Here is a 16208-nt window from a genome sequence, read left to right as displayed (position 1 = left end):
GGTATTTTAAAGTCCCAAAAGCCTTTCGATCCAACTTATTTGCTCGCTACCCCTTGACAGATCAAGACAGTATCTACAGGCTGTTAAAAATGGTGCAAGATGTTGTAGGGACACAGCAGTGCTGTGTCCTCTGTATCCTCATTTGTATGAGTTATCCTTGGACAGCCACGCAGGTAGAAAGCATTTTCGCCACGCCCAGAATCGGTAATTGATTGAGCATTTCCGCCGCAAAAGCATCAATCAGCAAATAGCGGCTTCTTTCTAAATCCAAACCGCGACTTTGCAAGTAGAAAAGTTCATCATCTTCTAACTGGCTGACAGTTGCACCGTGGGAACATTTAACGTTGTCGGCGACAATTTCTAACTGCGGCTTGGTATCTACGCGAGCTCTCGGCGACAGCAACAAATTCCGGCTTAACTGTCCCGCATCGGTCAATTGTGCGGCTTTGCGAACGAAAACTTTGCCGTTAAATACAGCGCGAGCTTTGTTACCGATAATGCACTTGTGCAATTGGCGGCTTGTACCGTGGGGGTGATTGAAATCGATCAAACTGTGAGTGTCTGATAACTGTTCGCCAAAAACTACGGTTAAGCCGTTGAGTGTGGTTTCAGTGCCTTCTCCGCGCTGAAATACTTCTAAATTGTGCCGCGATATTTTGCCTCCCAAGCTGATAGCATGGCTAGTATAACGGCTATTGCGAGATTGCTCGATCGCACTTTTGCCGATATGAACAACCTCCCCACCTTCCCGCTGCAGCCGAACGTGATTCACAGTGGCGTTTTCGCCGACAACAACATCCGTTACAGCATTCGTAAATGCAGGGACATTACCGATAGTTGCGTAATCCTCAATCAGCGTGACATTGCTTCCAGGCTCAGCTATGACTAAGCAGTGCGGCTGGGACATCGTGGGAGAGGCACCAGGGGCTGTCAGGAACAGCAAGTAAATCGGAAGATCGATCGACATATTGGCCGGCACGAACACCACCGCAGAATCCGCCAAACCCGCAGTATTCAGCGCGGTAAACACCTCGGTTTGCTGTCTGTGCTTGCTCAAAACCTCGCTGATGTGCCCTTGGTATTTTTCGGGTACATTGGATAGATTACCTGCGTAAAAGTCGATCGGCAAATTCGACAAATTCAGCGTTGATAAATGCGGCGCATAAAAACCATTGACAAAGACCAATCTCAATGGTAAATCTGCCTTATCTTTCACAGGGATCGTAATATCAGACAGCTTAATTTCTGACTGATTGCTGGTCGGCAAATGCAACGGAATTTGTAACAGCGGCGACAAATCAGTAAAACGCCATTCTTCATCCTTAACTGTCGGAAAAGGAGAAGAAAGCACGTATTGAGCCGCAATGTCCCGCAAATCATCCAACCCGTAAACAGAACTTTTGAGATGAGCAGCACCCAACTTTTCGCACTGATTTACCAAGCCAGTCAAAAATATTTCTCTAGTAGCAACTTGCGTATTCATCATCGCGCGCCTACTCCTGCTGCTTCCTCTTCCACAACCCAGTCATAACCGCGCTCTTCCAATTCGAGCGCCAACTCTTTCGGGCCAGTCAAGATAATTCTGCCCGCTTCCATGACGTGAATAAAATCAGGAATAATGTAATTCAGCAACCGCTGATAGTGAGTAATCACCAACATCGAATTTTCAGCCGTTGACAACTGATTCACACCGCCGGCGACAATCTTGAGAGCATCGATATCCAAACCCGAATCAGTCTCATCCAAAATAGCTAATTTCGGTTCCAAGAGCGCCATTTGCAAAATTTCATTCCGCTTTTTCTCGCCGCCGGAAAAACCCTCATTAACACTGCGGCCTAAAAAAGAATCATTCATCTTGACAATATCCAGCTTGTCCTCGATTAAATCTTGGAAATCAAAAGCATCCAATTCTTCCAAGCCGCGATGTTTGCGGTGAGAATTGTAAGCCACGCGCAAGAAGTCCAGATTGCTAACGCCGGGAATTTCCAAAGGATATTGAAAAGCCAGAAATACGCCAGCCAGAGAACGTTCTTCCGGCGCTAATTCCAGCAAATTTTGGCCCAAAAAAGTAACTTCTCCGCCCGTTACCGTATAAGCAGGATGACCAGCTAATATCTTGGATAAAGTGCTTTTTCCCGAACCGTTCGGGCCCATAATCGCGTGAATTTCACCAGATTTAATTTCCAGATTCAAACCCTTAAGGATTTGGGTATCTTCCACATTCGCTGTTAAATCGCGGACGGATAGCACCACTTGACTATTTTCTACAATCATCTATTTTTGTCCTTTTCCTCAATGCACTTTACAGTTTTTTCTTCTCGTTCCTAGGCTCTGTCCCTTGGTGACCAATTAACGTTAAACCGATAGTCCGCCAGGGAATGAATTCCCTGTCTCAAAGCTAAAGTCCTCTGAAGAGGACTGAGAAGAAAATTTTTAAACTCATTAGTCCTGTTTAGAGGAGTTTAGCTATTAGCCAAGGAATTCATTCCCTGGCGGACGGGGAGCTTAAGTCGTCACCGATGGACTCGGCCTGAAAGGGTTTCTTGGCCGCGAAAATTATCCGACACTTCCTTCCAGTTTCAGACTCAACAGCTTATCAGCTTCCGCTGCAAATTCCATCGGTAACTGATTGAAAACATCTTTACAGAAACCGCTAATCATCATCGAAATAGCATTTTCTGCGGAAATCCCCCGCTGTGCGAAGAAGAACAATTGCTCTTCGCCAATCTTAGAAGTCGAAGCTTCGTGTTCCACTTTAGCAGTGTGGTTCTGCACTTGAATATAAGGGAAAGTATTCGCTTGAGCGTTATCCCCAATCAACATGGAATCGCACTGAGAGTAATTGCGAGAGCCTTTAGCATTCGGTCCCATTTTCACTAAGCCGCGATAGCTGTTGGATGAATTACCCGCAGAAATTCCCTTAGAAATAATAGTGCTGCGAGTATTTTTACCAACGTGGATCATTTTGGTGCCGGTGTCAGCTTGCTGTTTGTTATTTGTCAGCGCTACCGAGTAGAATTCGCCTACCGAGTTGTCGCCCACTAACACGCAACTCGGATATTTCCAAGTAATCGCGGAACCAGTTTCTACCTGCGTCCAAGAAATTTTAGAATTAACTCCCTGACACAAACCCCGTTTCGTCACGAAGTTGTAAATGCCGCCTTTGCCATTGGCGTCGCCAGCGTACCAGTTTTGCACTGTGGAGTATTTGATGTCAGCATTGTCCATTGTTACCAATTCCACGACGGCGGCGTGCAGTTGATTGGTGTCAAACATCGGCGCGGTGCAACCTTCTAGGTAAGACACTGAGCTGTTTTCTTCGGCGACAATGAGGGTGCGCTCGAACTGCCCGGAATCTCCGTTGTTGATGCGGAAATAGGTTGACAGTTCCATCGGGCATTTGACTCCTTTGGGAATGTAAACAAAGGAACCGTCGCTGAATACGGCGGAGTTGAGAGCTGCGAAAAAATTATCGCCGACTGGTACGACGCTGCCGAGATATTTTTCTATTAGTTCGGGATAATCTTTTACGGCTTCTGAAATTGAACAGAAAATAACACCATCTTTGGCTAACTTTTCTCTAAAGGTTGTCGCAATTGAAACGCTGTCAAAAACGGCGTCAACGGCGACATTTCCGAGCCGTTTTTGTTCAGAGAGGGGAATGCCGAGTTTCTCGAAAGTTTCTAGCAGTGTTGGGTCAACTTCATCCAAACTGTTGAGCTTTTTGGGCTTTTGTTTGGGCGCGGAATAGTAGATAATTTGTTGGTAGTCGATCGCAGGATAGTTGACGTGGGGCCAGGTGGGCTCAGTCATTTTCAACCACTGCCGGTATGCTTTGAGGCGGAATTGCAGCATGAATTCCGGTTCGTTTTTCTTGGCGGAAATCAGGCGGACTACATCTTCGCTCAAGCCGCGGGGGATGGTGTCTGATTCGATGTCGGTGACGAAACCGTATTTGTAGGGCTGGTTGACTAAGGTTTTGACTGTGGTAGAACTCATTATTTTGCGTGTTCAGTGTTCTAGATAATGCTCTCTGGATGGCAGACGGGGCAATGCCTGTCTGGGCTTGAGCGAGTTCTGCTGGACTGCTCTGGGAAGTTAAACAACAATTTTGTTGCTTTACTATATTTTAAGCTACATTAACAATAGTGATATTGTCAAAGTCAAATTAATAATTTTTTGTGAAGATGATGGAGACTACTCAGCAGACTTCCACGAAACAAGACATCCTGGAATATTTGCTCAAGGGGGGGCAGGGGACGGCTCTTGAGTTGGCGGAGTCTTTGGATATCAGCCCGCAGGCAATTCGCCGTCACTTGAAGGATTTGGAAGCGGAGGGGCTGATTCAGTATCAGTCGGTTCAGGCTGGGATGGGGCGGCCGCAGCACATTTATGAGCTTACCAGTCTGGGGCGCGATCGATTCCCGAATCGTTACGGCGATTTTGCAGTCTCTTTCTTGGATACTTTGGCGGAAACCGTCGGCCGCGAGCAAGTGATTACTATCCTGCGAAAACAGTGGCAGCGCAAAGCTACGGACTATCGGCGGCTAGTCGGTACGGGTTCGCTGCAAGAACGGGTGACTAAGTTGGTCGAGCTTCGCAGGGCTGAGGGTTACATGGCTGAGTGTTATCCTGTAGAATCTGTAGAGGTTGGGATGTGCGATCGCGCTGGTTTGGACGATCGATTTGTGTTGATGGAACACAACTGCGCGATTTCTAATGTTGCTGAAACTTTTCCGAGTGTCTGCGGTAATGAGTTGGAAATGTTTGCAGCGGTTTTGCCGGATTGTATTGTGGAGCGGACTCACTCGATTATTAATGGGGAACACCGCTGCGGTTATTTGATTGCAAGAAGGAAGGAAGAAGTTCGGCAACGGATTTTGTAACGGATTTAACGGATGTCACGCATGGAAGTTCGACAACGGATGAGTGTAAGGGATATCACGGATGTCAGGGATTACCAATTACCGATTACCGATTAGCCATTACCAATTTTTAATATATGGAACCGCTAGCAGATTTTTTAAAGCCGGAAGAGTGTGCGGAAGTTGATATGGCGCTGTTGTCGTCGAAGGAAAAGTTTTCGGCGCGGGTGGCAATTTATGCTTTGAGGGTGCTCAAGCAAATTGCTGAGGAGACTGGGAAGCCGGTGGCTGAGGTGACTAATGGGCAGGTGATGGATTGGATTAAGAATGATGAGAGTATTAAAGGGTCGATCGAACTTGATGCTAGTTTTGAAAACTTTTTTACGAATTTGGTCGTTGCGTCTTTGCGGCCTTTGAGGCAAATTGCGACAGAATCGGGAGGGGCGATCGAACAATTAACAGTTAAGCAGGTCGTGGCTTGGTTTGTGAAGGACGGGAAAATTCGCAGAGAACAGGGAAGCGAGGCAGCTTTTTTAGATTTGTGAGTTAAAGGTCGATCGACCGCACCCCCAAACTAGACCTCAAACCCTGATAATTCCATCGGTTTCGGGCGATCGAAAAAAAGTTTTGACGAAGGGGTTGACAGAAAAAGGAAAAGTTGATAAGGTAATTAAGTCGAGCGAAAGAGATGCAGCGCATCAAACTGAACGCAGACACAGGATAAAAAGTTTTCAAAGCTTTCCTGGTGCTTATGATGTAATGGAACCACTCCGATCCATCCCGAACTCGGTTGTTAAACGTTGCTATGGCGAAGATACTCGGCGGGTCACTGCCCGGTAAAATAGCTCAGTGCCAGGTTAATAATAAATTAAAGCTCTTTTCCCGCAACAACGGAAAAGGGCTTTAGTTTTTTGGGCAGTTATTACTCATCTACACAACAGCAAGTCTTGGGCAACCGGATGCCTAACCCCAACTTCCCACAAGAATTGTTGGAGAGGTATTTGGTGCGAGTTTTGTAGAAATCTCAATATTCTGGGCCAGGAACAGATTTTGGGTCGATCGAACTTGATGCTAGTTTTGAAAACTTTTTTACGAATTTGGTCGTTGCGTCTTTGCGGTCTTTGAGGCAAATTGCGATAGAAGCCGAGAGTGCGATCGAACAATTAACAGTTAAGCAGGTTGTGGCTTGGTTTGTGAAGCACGGGAAAATTCGCACAGAGCAGGGTGTGGATGCGACGTTTTTGGACTTGTGAGTTAAAGGTCGATCGACCCCACTGGCAAATAATACGTCACACTCGGCTATTGGGGACGGTTTCGGGCGATCGAAAAAAAGTTTTGACGAAGGGGTTGACAGCCTGGGGAAAACTTGATAAAGTAATTAAGTCGAGCGAAAGAGATGCAGCGCATCAAGCTTAGCATTAAGCAGAACGCAGACACAGGATTAAAAGTTTTCAAAGCTTTCCTGGTGCTTATGATGTAATGGAACCACTCCGATCCATCCCGAACTCGGTTGTTAAACGTTGCTATGGCGAAGATACTCGGCGGGTCACTGCCCGGTAAAATAGCTCAGTGCCAGGTTAATAATAAATTAAAGCTCTTTTCCCGCAACAACGGAAAAGGGCTTTAGTTTTTTGGTGACTTACAGATGTTTATAATATGACAAGTGCGTAAGTCCAGAACAAAATCTGGTGTAGTTGGGAAAACAAGGGTGAAATGCGTGTTATCAGCCGAAAAATCCTGCGAGATTTCTGTGAAAGCCATGCCGATTCCTGCGATGCACTTTATGACTGGTATAGAGTTTCAAGTAAAGCCCAATGGCAGAACCTAATTGATGTTCAGCAGATTTATCCAAAAGCTGAGTCAGTCGGAAATTTTACCGTATTTAATATTAAGGGAAATCGATATCGGCTGATTGTTGATTTGGTTTACGTTTCTCAAAGAATCTACATCAAATATGTTCTGACTCACGCTGAGTATGATAAGGATGAGTGGAAAAATGATCCGTACTTTTGATGCAAAATCTTATACAGATTTACTTGTTCGGTATCAACCCAAACCGATCGCAAATGAAGCAGAAAACGAGGCCGCGATCGCTCTGGCTTGCGAACTGGAACACCGCCCTATGCGATCGCTGGAGGAAGAGCTATTTCTGGAGCTTTTGATAACCCTGATTGAAAAATTTGAATCTGAAAATTATCCGATTCCTGCAGGAAATGCTGCTTCAATGTTGCAACATTTAATGGATGCGAGAAATTTGGACAAATCAGATTTGATTCCTGTTTTGGGAACGGAAACAGAGGTCGATCAAGTTTTGGTTAGTGGAAGGGCGATCGAAATAGATGAAGCCAGAAAATTAGCAGAGTTTTTCCACGTTGATATTAGTTTGTTTCTCTAATCGCGAGCCGCTAGTTGTTGAGTAGGAGTTGCTGATATTCGCTCTCCGGCTGATTAATCATTAGTTTTAAGCGATCGACTTCCTCGAACCCTTTAGCCCAACCTTTAGCAATATCGTCTGGGAGTTTGGGTTCAGCTATTCTATTTTTGTGCTTGTGCATCACAAAGTCGATGTAGTCGCTGACTTCTGGCAAGAATGATTCTGGAAGTGGCTGCAATAAGGGCGAGCGTAATATCACAAATACTTATCATAATTGCCCCTTATTGAAGTTGTTTTTATTTTAACACAATCATAACAATAAAGGATGTGTGAGAGAAGTTAGGGTTAGGGTAAACAAATCGAATTATTACATAAATAACTGTATGCAATCATACTGCCTCAATGTCAGAAGCTAGCGTGCCGAAGAGAGATTTTACAAAAATTAGAGCCTCTTTGTCATCTATTAAGAGTTTCCGTACAGCCCCCTCATACTGTTTACAGTTTTGGAATCCCAGAGCCTTTGCAATCTTATCTAAAGCGGGTGTTTCACGAACTGGATATCGGGAAATTATTTCTGCCACATTACCAGCATTAAGTGCGTATTGTAGCCTTTCGTACTCTTGTTTTACAAACTTAGCCACATCGATAGAAACATTTATGGGTATCCCATCCTTAATGTCTTCTTTTTTAGGCAGATTCCGAAAAAACTCCTCACGAATTGCCTTTTCAGCAGTTCGGTCACTCAGACGCTTAATACATGGCTTGATTGCCTCGATTGCAGCGATTTTGGCACTAGCAAGGAGTTTAGATTCATCATTTCCCGTAACGACTGCATGGCGTTGTGCAATAAGGTCTTGAATATGTGGATGGTAATATATCGACTCAACTGAGAAGACCGGAAGGGCATATATGCCCTTCTCCTTAAGCCGATTAATGTCAGCTTCTGGTCGCCGATCATTATCAACAATGCCCAAAGCATGAACCCAGTGAAGGTTGGCAGAGTCCCGGATGCTAGAAACGGTATGTTCGACATCTCGACAGCTTGATTTGGCAATAATGGAGACATTTGGAAACACTAGACTGTAAAGTGGCTTATCAAGGCTGTTCTCAGTGCCTTCTATAAATAGAATCTTTCTACGCCCACCAAAGATATCCTTCTTGATGTCATCATCAATCTCTGTTTCGGGGGGAACAATATCTACGTCCCAACCACTTACAGAAGATCCCGCGTAGGTGCAGCCCCGAATGAGCAAGGTACGCGCACTCGGATTGTCGAGGGGCAGCATCACATCATGTGTAGATACGATGAATGCACAATCATCTCGCTTAGAGAACAAATGTGTCAGCAGTGGTGAAATGATGGAGCGATGAAGGTGGCGCTCCGGCTCATCAATTAGCACTAAAGTACCACTCTTAACGGTTAACACGTTCGCTGCGATTAGCAAGGCATTACGTTCGCCGTCTGAAAGCTCCGCAACGCTGTAAGGAGTACCTCCACATTTGCTTGCAATTACCTGATCGTTTTCACCGACAGATATCTCAATAGGAATATTTGAAAGACGTAGAAGCTCATTGATAATCTTTATAGGAGCATCTTCTTTGGAAAGAGTTTTTGCATACTCCATATTCTGGCTATCGACTGCACCAGCAATTGAGCGAGCACGTACGTTCTCAGCGTCAATGAGGTCATAAATCGAAATACTTGCACGTTGGCTAGCATAATCGTCTTTCCAGCGTGAATCTAGATTAGTATCCCCACTTCGCATATTGTTTTCAAAATTTCGCTTTTGCTGAGACGATAAATCCATTGTGGTGGAAGAAAACCAAGTTTGGCGATGCGCCGATATCCGTCGCACATTATTATTAGTCTGACCATAATAATGAAGGCTCATATATAAATGTTGCATCAGACTGGACTTTCCGGTGCCGTTAGCACCCATAATAAAAACTTTGTCTCCCACGTTGATAGTGATATTGAGTGGTTCACCTGTAGTTCGAGGAATATTAAAATCGAAGGACATGATTACGTTACCATTTAGACTGTTGTCATTTTAGACAATACTTCTACTATAACAATCTCGTCAAGCAGAGTTAATCATTTAAATCTTCGATAGGTTCATCAAAATCATCTGATATCCTGATTTTATCTTTCCAAATTCCAAGTCCGCCTCGCTTTGTGGGCGTTTCTTGGGTTGAGTTTTTAGCCTGCTTTTCAATCAAAAACTCAATATAATGAAGCACTTCTGTCTGAAGAGACTCAGGGAGTTCTGCTAATTTTTCTAAATGACTGGCTGTATCATGGTTTCTACTCGCGATCGATACCCATCCACTCCATTAAAGCACTAACGCCCAACGTCAGCAACAGAATAACCCATTATCTAGTACGCTCGCCCCCGCCTCCCAAATCCCGATCGCACTAACACCATCATCATTGTGCAACTTGCTTAAAATTACCCGATCGACTATTCTTCCTAGTAGATATCATCTTGATATAACAACCGACAAAAACATGACAGCAATATTACCGCCTTGGATAGTTTTAGACTCCCTACTGCACAACTGGCTACTAGAAGATATCGGTAGGGGCGATCGCACAACATCGGCCTTATTTCCCGCAAACAGCATCCAGGGTACAGCTAAATGGATTGTCAAAGAAGCTGGAGTCATTGCCGGATTGCCAATTGCCGATCGCACCTTTAAACTTTTAGACAGCAGCCTCAGTTTCAGCCCCCAAGTACCGGAAGGGAAACTGTGCCAAAAAGGAGAAGTAATCGCAGAGATTTCCGGCAATTTCGATGCGCTGCTAACCGGAGAAAGAGTAGCATTAAACTTGGCAATGCGTTTGAGCGGCATCGCTACTTTAACTCAGAAATATGTTGACAAAATTGCCGATTTACCAGTGCAATTGGTGGATACGCGCAAGACAACACCGGGATTGAGATTGTTGGAAAAATACGCAACTCAAGTCGGCGGTGCTTGCAATCACCGGATGGGATTAGATGACGCGGTGATGGTGAAAGACAATCACATTGCGGCGGCTGGGGGAATTGCAGAGGCGATCGCCCTAATTCGCAATTCTATCCCCTATCCGCTGACAATCGAAGTCGAAACCGAAACTCTGGCTGAAGTAGAGACAGCTTTGCAGCACAAAGCGGATATTATCATGTTAGATAATATGTCCTTTGATTTGATGCGGCAGGCTGTGGTAATAATTCGCCAAAAAAGCGATCGGGTAAAAATTGAAGCTTCCGGCAATGTTACTTTAGAAACAATTAGGAGTGTAGCCGAAACCGGAGTTGACTATATTTCTACCAGTGCTCCGATTACGCGATCGACTTGGCTGGATTTGAGCATGAAAATTCAAAGTCATTAGTCATTAGTCAGCAGTCATTAGTGATATAAAATATTGCCAATACCAAATCAATCTTTAATAGCCATTTTACTCTTGTGTCTCCCTCTGCTCCGACTTCGTTTGACTATTAAGCGATTTGAATCGCCGAATAATTCCAGAGGCAACTTACAGCAGATTCCACGCAAATAGAGTACACCTTAATCCCAAACACTTACCAAAATGGTTGACAAACCCTTGCAACCGTACTCCATAAACCTGGAAATTGCTGTATCTCTTAGCTAATGACTAATGACTAATGACTCTTAACAATGATTTGAGATAAAATGAACCCAAAAATTCCCGTCAGGCATACAGAGGCTGCGGATTAAGCGGTAAGTATAGTGCAAGTAAGCACCGCTGATACTTGTATCGTAGCCACTTCGGAACCACTCACCATAGGGATCGTGAACGAAGAATCCCTCGCTGTCGTAGCCTGAGGCAACTATAATGTGACCGAAAGACGTGAAGTATCCGTGGATGACAGCGGGATTTCCGCTGGCTAGCCAATCTTGAACGTCATCAATAGTTGCATTCTCGGTAAAGAAATCTTGAGCGCCGTAATCTCTAACAATCTTTGCTAAATCGTAGGGGTCCCAGCGACTGTAACCTTTGGCGATCGCATATTCGTAGAGTTCGTCTTCATATTGCCCGGTTTGTTTGCGCCGTGGCACCTTCAAAAAGTCCATACACATCGCTAATGAAGTTACATTGCAAGAACCTGTAGGATTATTCAAGTTATCCAGTTGCGATCGATAAGGAATGCCAAGCCTGACAGTTGGGGGATTCGGTTTGGGAAAAAACAGAACGCTCTCTTGAGTAATTTGAGCGTGGGCTCCAAAAACATACCAAATTCCTGAACCTTTGAAAGACTCGTTGCGGAGAGCAACTCTGATGTGACCGCGAGCCGGAGCAAAAGCCAGAATCTCAAACTCTTTTCCGGCTGGTATTACTTGTTTTTCCGAGTCGTGAAGTTGAGAAGACGCCAGCGGTTTTGATTTAAAAATGGTGTCTCTGAGCGTTTTCAGGATCAGCGGATGTGTGGGAATCTCCTCTGGTTTGGTTTCAATCAGCTTTTTGGCTGTGACTGCTCCCAAAAAACCCGGTTCGCCGCACTTCATCAGAGTTTGAAATCGGTGGAGGGTGGCCGTAGAGAGAGGGCCAAAAATTCCGTCTACGGGAGGCTTCAGTAAACCCAGGTCAATGAGGCGGCTTTGAATTTGACCACTGAGTTCGTCGTCTGCAGCAATTGCTTTGGCATCGTACCTAATTTTTGAGTTGAGAAAGTTTTGTAATTTCATGCTTGCGTGCCCCTGTCAATCGATTTTAGATTCTAGATTTTAGATTTTAGATTTTAGAATTACGATCGCCGATAAATCCGGTTTCCCTAGACTAAATTGCTTGCTCGTCCATAATTCCCAGTTTATCGTCTCATAAAATTACGGTAATTTTACCGAGCAATCGATTTTAGATTTTACATTTTAGATTTTAGATTTTAGATTTTAGAATTACGATCGCCGATCGATCCGGCTTCCCTAGACTAAATTGCTGACTCGTCAATAATTCCCAGTTTCTCGTCTCATAAAATTACGGTAATTTTGCCGATCGTCCGTACCTTAAAGGCTTCATATTAATTATTTGATACAAAACCTTCAAGGCGAGGGCCGATCGAATTTCACGCACTATTGACTAAAAATCCCTCGTGCGCGTTGACATTGTTTCTGCCGAATGCCGAATGCCGTTGGATGCCTCAAAACCAGAGGGATGGCAGAATTCCCCTGTTGAGGCGAAGTCAGATTTATGCTTCGTCCGGGCGAATTACCACAACACCCATCGCGTCGGGAGAGAGATATTTGACGGCGGCTTCTCGGAGATCCTCGGCAGTCTGAGCTTGGATGCAGGCGGCATAGTTGAGCGCGGGAGCGATATCTCCTACCATCGACTGATAGTAACCGTACAAACTTGCTCGATCGCTCGGAGTTTCGTTACCAAAGATAAACCGATTTGCTACTTGAGTGCGGATGCGGGAAATTTCGGCATCTGTCACCAGTTCGGTTTGGAGAGTGCGGATGTGTTGGACGATGGCAGCTTCCACTGCTGCCAAGTTTTCTGTCGGTAGTTGAGCGGAAATTGAGAATACACCGCCAAGTCGCTGAGTCATGTTGCTGACCGAAATTGACGAGACTAGCCCTTTTTCTTCCCGCAAATCCTGAACCAAGCGAGTTGTGCGGCCGTGACCCAATATTGTCGCCAAAACGTCGAGGGCATAAGTTTCGGACATTTCCATGAAACCTGGCACTCGCCACATCACGATCAGTCGGGCTTGCTGAAGGGCAGAGTCTACAAATTCCCGGCGGACTGTTTCTGTAAACGGCGATTCTTGGCCGTAGTTCAGAATTTGGGATGCTGGGTGAAAGTTGCCGACAGCAGGCACATTGATTTTGTTGTGTTGTGCTGTACTTTTTGCTGCAAAACTGTCTGCGACAATTTCTATTAGTTGCTCGACTGGCAAATTGCCGACAGCTACGGCTGTCATGGCCCCTGGCTGATATCTGCTGCTGTGGAAATCCCGCATTTGTTGCGCTGTCAACTGTTCGATTACCGCAGTCGGGCCGAGTACCGGTCGCTTGTAGGGCAGGACTTCAAAGGCTAATTCCATCGATCGCTGATAGGTACGGCGGCGGGGATTGTCTTCCGATCGTCTAATCTCTTCTAAGACTACCAGCCGTTCTCGATCGAAGGCTTCGTCGGGAATGCTGGCGTTGAGCAACACATCGACTTGCAGGGGAGCTAGTTCGGCAAAATCTTTAGGAGCTGTGGTGATGTAATAGTTAGTGTAATCTTGGCTGGTGGCAGCATTGGTGACAGCGCCGCGCTGCTCGATCGCGCGCTCAAATTCGCCACTGGGAATGCTGGGAGTTCCCTTAAAAATCATGTGTTCTAAAAAGTGAGCCATCCCGTTAATGTCGTCGGGTTCGACGGCTGAGCCTAAATTGAGCCACACACTGAGGTTAACAGCATCGACCGGCAAGTGTTCGGCTATAACGGTGAGGCCGTTGGGGAAATGGCGGATTGTTGGGGCGTTGAGAGGCGATCGAGCTGATGTTTTGAGTAGGGTTGATGTCATTTGGCTTTTAAATTTATCTTGTTCTCTATATCTTAAAGGGTCTTGAAGGAAGGGCTCAGGCATTCGGCATTTGGCGCGAAAAAGTAATTGGATGTGGACGGTAATGGACGCACCGAGTTTTTGGTCTCCCGGAAGAAGTCTTGTTAACGTATTTCTGCGATCGCGATCGTTAATTTATCCTAATAGTTGCCCAAGTCCTCTGTTTTTTGGTGACAGCATTCGATGGAAAATCGAAGATTGAATAAAAACTTAGTATTTCCACAACCAGCTTTTCAACGATTTTGGCGATCTACTTCGGGGAAAATCGGCTTAATTTTGACTGTAGCGCTGATGATCTCGGCACTGTTGGCCCCCCTACTTTCTCCTTACGATCCGGCGGTCGATCGAGATTATTTGTCGCGCTTGGTGGCTCCTAGCGCTAAACATTGGTTTGGCACCGACGGTTTGGGGCGAGATTTGTTGGTGCGGGTGTGGCACGGATTGGGGATCTCTTTAGTAGTCAGCCTGGTTTCTGTGGGTGCGGGTTTAATTGTGGGAGCGCTTTTGGGGCTGGTGGCCGGGTATTTTCGGGGGTTGCTGGAAATTGCGATCGGCACTTTGGCGGATATTTTGCTAGCTTTTCCTTCAATTTTACTGGCGATCGGCGTTGTTACCGTCACCGGGCCGAGCCTGCAAAGCGTAATTATCGCTGTCAGCCTCGTGCAAATTCCGATTTACATCCGCTTAACTCGCAGTATGGTGCTGTCTCTGCGGGAACAAGAATTTGTTTTGGCTGTCAAGGCCTTGGGCGCCAGCGACTTGCGGATTATTTTTCGCCACATTTTGCCGGGAAGTCTCGCGCCTCTAGTTGTACAAGCAACTCTTTCGACTGGTACGGCGACACTAGAAGCTGCCGGTTTGGGTTTTTTGGGTTTGGGCGCACAGCCGCCGGTTCCTGAGTTGGGGACAATGCTTTCTGATGCTTTTAAGGGCGGATACGCTCTTTCGTCTCCTTGGACTATTTTGTTTCCCGGTTTGCTGATTACCTTGACTGTTCTGGGTTTCAATCTTTTGGGCGACGGGCTGCGAGACGCTTTAGACCCCCGATCCAATGCTGCGGCAAGGAAATAGCAATATTCAGGACTTACACAGCAAGCACAGTATTTGACACTGTGCCTCCTCTAAAAATTGTTCAGGTATGCTCAAACTTTTGGCGGGAGTTGAAGCCATTTCAAAGTCGTAGCCTGGGCTGCCGACTGAGGTGATACCCGCTATGACTGGCTGCATTAAGATTGACCCGGATAGGCGACTGTCGCGCCCGATCGCGATCGTTAATTCTGCGACTGATTTATTGACTTTTTGCACCAGCCAACTCACAAAAGCTTGACCCAAAATTGTCGCCATTTCCGGGGTGGGGTTAACCTGTTCCTCTGGAACGCCTTCGAGGGCGATACCGCGAAGGTCTGAACCATGTTGCAGCTTTTTTCAGTTATAGTTTGGCAAAATAATCAATAGTATTTTGGTAGTCCTGCATAGTAATGATAATCAAGCTTTTGGCTCTCTACATAAACTAGCGTTGGTAGTCATGCACAGTAAGGATATCGTTTTCTTATGCAAAAATTATAATGAGGTCCACAGTTAAAAAGTGCCCCAATATGGTGAAAGCAGTTTTTTGAGAAAGACAAGGTTTTACGAACCAAACGATAAATTCGCTGCCGTAAAGTATTATTAAGTCTTTCATTATGACTGGTTTTTCCCGATTCTTTACCTAAAAGTCGCTGTCTTTTAAAAGGTAGCACTTCTGAATAATATTCCCAAAAATCTGTATAACAAACAGCACATAGTCTATAAACAGGAGGTAAAGATTGGCAGAGCATGGACGCAGATTTTTTTGAGCGCTCTTCAATATAAAGTCCAACAATTTTACGGGTATTTCGATCGAAAGCTATCCAGAGCCATTGCTTTTTTCGCTTGTTTTTGACTATTGACCGCATTTCATCTACCTGTAAATTCAATGAACCTTTCTGTTTTTTAATCACCCAAATTTTTCCAGAAATTTCGGCATACTTTTTATTTACATAATTCTTAAGCCCTCGAAGGGATACCGCCGTATATCTAGCAATTCCGGCTCAAGAAGTTTTTTATAAAATCAGCCGCTCCATTAAGGATTTAGTTTAGGAGTGAAAGCTGCTTGTATTGAGATTTTTAAATCTTCCTGCAGACTACAATCTTTACACTTAAATCGCTGTTTCATGTAATAACTTTTTCCATTTCTAATAAAAAACAGCTTTTAAAATTAGGACATTCTATACTTTTAATTCGGAAATTTATGTTGATTTAATATTAAACCGTTACTGTGAATCACTGGAGTTTAGACTAAATAAGCCTTAAAGCGTTGTGTGTCTCAACCCCAGAACGTTTATTTAGCAACGGCAACGGTCGCACCGCGAGCAAGCTATGAGGCTCAACGATGAG

The 16208-nt window shown here is 45.1% G+C and carries 17 protein-coding genes, 2 rRNA genes and 1 pseudogene; 10 read left to right on the top strand and 10 right to left on the bottom strand.

The genetic code is table 11. The features are described from left to right. Window positions 1-151 precede the first annotated feature (151 nt). From sufD to sufB, 3 genes are all read right to left on the bottom strand, one after another. A complete protein-coding gene (gene sufD / locus QUA45_RS24000; protein WP_333100749.1) occupies window positions 152-1486 on the bottom strand; it encodes a Fe-S cluster assembly protein SufD in 1335 nt (444 codons plus the stop codon). After that, the gene (sufC, locus tag QUA45_RS23995; protein WP_333036165.1) at window positions 1483-2274 is read right to left on the bottom strand and encodes a Fe-S cluster assembly ATPase SufC; all 792 of its coding nucleotides are present in this window, start codon (window positions 2272-2274) and stop codon (window positions 1483-1485) included. Before sufC ends, sufD begins: the two co-directional genes overlap by 4 nt. A gap of 282 nt (window positions 2275-2556) precedes the next feature. After that, complete coding sequence (gene sufB, locus QUA45_RS23990) at window positions 2557-3999, bottom strand: Fe-S cluster assembly protein SufB (RefSeq protein WP_333100751.1); 1443 nt, start codon at window positions 3997-3999, stop codon at window positions 2557-2559. Window positions 4000-4187: 188 nt separating this feature from the next. Here sufB and sufR point away from each other — a divergent pair, with 188 nt between their 5' ends. From sufR to QUA45_RS23950, 8 genes are all read left to right on the top strand, one after another. Then, window positions 4188-4886: an iron-sulfur cluster biosynthesis transcriptional regulator SufR gene (gene sufR, locus QUA45_RS23985; RefSeq protein WP_333100754.1), complete on the top strand. Its 699-nt coding sequence runs from the start codon at window positions 4188-4190 to the stop codon at window positions 4884-4886. A gap of 116 nt (window positions 4887-5002) precedes the next feature. Continuing rightward, window positions 5003-5410, top strand: a complete 408-nt coding sequence (locus tag QUA45_RS23980) for a hypothetical protein (RefSeq protein WP_333100755.1) — start codon at window positions 5003-5005, stop codon at window positions 5408-5410. A 196-nt stretch (window positions 5411-5606) separates the two neighbouring features. Then, window positions 5607-5723: ribosomal RNA gene (gene rrf, locus QUA45_RS23975) — 5S ribosomal RNA — on the top strand. 239 nt (window positions 5724-5962) lie between these two features. Beyond that, window positions 5963-6118, top strand: coding sequence for a hypothetical protein (locus QUA45_RS23970; RefSeq protein WP_333100756.1), 156 nt, complete (start codon window positions 5963-5965; stop codon window positions 6116-6118). Then, on the top strand, window positions 6096-6281 hold the full coding sequence (locus QUA45_RS23965; RefSeq protein WP_333100757.1) for a hypothetical protein: 186 nt from the start codon (window positions 6096-6098) through the stop codon (window positions 6279-6281). Before QUA45_RS23970 ends, QUA45_RS23965 begins: the two co-directional genes overlap by 23 nt. 45 nt (window positions 6282-6326) lie before the next feature. Beyond that, window positions 6327-6443, top strand: a 5S ribosomal RNA gene (gene rrf, locus QUA45_RS23960). A 135-nt stretch (window positions 6444-6578) separates the two neighbouring features. After that, the gene (locus QUA45_RS23955) at window positions 6579-6878 is read left to right on the top strand and encodes a type II toxin-antitoxin system HigB family toxin (protein WP_293125902.1); all 300 of its coding nucleotides are present in this window, start codon (window positions 6579-6581) and stop codon (window positions 6876-6878) included. Next, window positions 6862-7260 (top strand): transcriptional regulator, encoded by a 399-nt coding sequence (locus tag QUA45_RS23950; protein WP_333100759.1) that lies wholly within the window; start codon window positions 6862-6864, stop codon window positions 7258-7260. The genes QUA45_RS23955 and QUA45_RS23950 overlap by 17 nt, the downstream gene beginning before the upstream one ends. Window positions 7261-7270: 10 nt before the next feature. Here QUA45_RS23950 and QUA45_RS23945 read toward each other — a convergent pair whose 3' ends face one another. From QUA45_RS23945 to vapB, 3 genes are all read right to left on the bottom strand, one after another. Then, window positions 7271-7498 (bottom strand): hypothetical protein, encoded by a 228-nt coding sequence (locus QUA45_RS23945; RefSeq protein WP_333100761.1) that lies wholly within the window; start codon window positions 7496-7498, stop codon window positions 7271-7273. Window positions 7499-7628: 130 nt separating this feature from the next. After that, window positions 7629-9260 carry an AAA family ATPase gene (locus QUA45_RS23940; protein WP_333100763.1) on the bottom strand — a complete coding sequence of 544 codons (1632 nt, stop codon included), beginning with the start codon at window positions 9258-9260 and terminating at the stop codon, window positions 7629-7631. Window positions 9261-9330: 70 nt separating this feature from the next. Beyond that, window positions 9331-9555 carry a type II toxin-antitoxin system VapB family antitoxin gene (vapB, locus tag QUA45_RS23935; RefSeq protein WP_333100774.1) on the bottom strand — a complete coding sequence of 75 codons (225 nt, stop codon included), beginning with the start codon at window positions 9553-9555 and terminating at the stop codon, window positions 9331-9333. Window positions 9556-9748: 193 nt separating this feature from the next. On the opposite strand from vapB, the gene nadC reads away from it, so the two are divergent. After that, window positions 9749-10612, top strand: a complete 864-nt coding sequence (gene nadC, locus QUA45_RS23930) for a carboxylating nicotinate-nucleotide diphosphorylase (protein ID WP_333100765.1) — start codon at window positions 9749-9751, stop codon at window positions 10610-10612. Window positions 10613-10893: 281 nt separating this feature from the next. Here nadC and QUA45_RS23925 read toward each other — a convergent pair whose 3' ends face one another. Further along, complete coding sequence (locus QUA45_RS23925) at window positions 10894-11928, bottom strand: C39 family peptidase (RefSeq protein ID WP_333100766.1); 1035 nt, start codon at window positions 11926-11928, stop codon at window positions 10894-10896. Window positions 11929-12425: 497 nt separating this feature from the next. Beyond that, entirely contained in the window at window positions 12426-13754 is a 1329-nt protein-coding gene (locus tag QUA45_RS23920; protein WP_333100768.1) for a pitrilysin family protein, read from the bottom strand. Between the two features lie 237 nt (window positions 13755-13991). Here QUA45_RS23920 and QUA45_RS23915 point away from each other — a divergent pair, with 237 nt between their 5' ends. Then, window positions 13992-14864, top strand: coding sequence for an ABC transporter permease (locus QUA45_RS23915; RefSeq protein WP_333100770.1), 873 nt, complete (start codon window positions 13992-13994; stop codon window positions 14862-14864). A gap of 6 nt (window positions 14865-14870) precedes the next feature. Here the strand turns inward: QUA45_RS23915 and QUA45_RS23910 are convergent, their stop codons facing one another. Beyond that, window positions 14871-15212, bottom strand: coding sequence for a hypothetical protein (locus QUA45_RS23910; RefSeq protein WP_333100776.1), 342 nt, complete (start codon window positions 15210-15212; stop codon window positions 14871-14873). A gap of 104 nt (window positions 15213-15316) precedes the next feature. Continuing rightward, window positions 15317-15987 (bottom strand): annotated as a pseudogene (locus tag QUA45_RS23905) (IS1 family transposase). Window positions 15988-16208 lie beyond the last annotated feature (221 nt).

The organism is Microcoleus sp. Pol12A5, assembly GCF_036701435.1.
Lineage (GTDB): Bacteria > Cyanobacteriota > Cyanobacteriia > Cyanobacteriales > Microcoleaceae > Microcoleus.
Note: the sequence above shows the minus strand (reverse complement) of the source record. Positions and strands in the feature narration are given on the sequence as shown.

Excerpts from the sequence above, each read along its gene's own strand:
- sufD (WP_333100749.1), bottom strand. The coding sequence starts at position 1,486 with ATGATGAATACGCAAGTTGCTACTAGAGAAATATTTTTGACTGGCTTG.
- sufC (WP_333036165.1), bottom strand. The coding sequence starts at position 2,274 with ATGATTGTAGAAAATAGTCAAGTGGTGCTATCCGTCCGCGATTTAACA.
- sufB (WP_333100751.1), bottom strand. The coding sequence starts at position 3,999 with ATGAGTTCTACCACAGTCAAAACCTTAGTCAACCAGCCCTACAAATAC.
- sufR (WP_333100754.1), top strand. The coding sequence starts at position 4,188 with ATGATGGAGACTACTCAGCAGACTTCCACGAAACAAGACATCCTGGAA.
- QUA45_RS23980 (WP_333100755.1), top strand. The coding sequence starts at position 5,003 with ATGGAACCGCTAGCAGATTTTTTAAAGCCGGAAGAGTGTGCGGAAGTT.
- QUA45_RS23965 (WP_333100757.1), top strand. The coding sequence starts at position 6,096 with ATGCGACGTTTTTGGACTTGTGAGTTAAAGGTCGATCGACCCCACTGG.
- QUA45_RS23955 (WP_293125902.1), top strand. The coding sequence starts at position 6,579 with ATGCGTGTTATCAGCCGAAAAATCCTGCGAGATTTCTGTGAAAGCCAT.
- QUA45_RS23950 (WP_333100759.1), top strand. The coding sequence starts at position 6,862 with ATGATCCGTACTTTTGATGCAAAATCTTATACAGATTTACTTGTTCGG.
- QUA45_RS23940 (WP_333100763.1), bottom strand. The coding sequence starts at position 9,260 with ATGTCCTTCGATTTTAATATTCCTCGAACTACAGGTGAACCACTCAAT.
- nadC (WP_333100765.1), top strand. The coding sequence starts at position 9,749 with ATGACAGCAATATTACCGCCTTGGATAGTTTTAGACTCCCTACTGCAC.
- QUA45_RS23925 (WP_333100766.1), bottom strand. The coding sequence starts at position 11,928 with ATGAAATTACAAAACTTTCTCAACTCAAAAATTAGGTACGATGCCAAA.
- QUA45_RS23920 (WP_333100768.1), bottom strand. The coding sequence starts at position 13,754 with ATGACATCAACCCTACTCAAAACATCAGCTCGATCGCCTCTCAACGCC.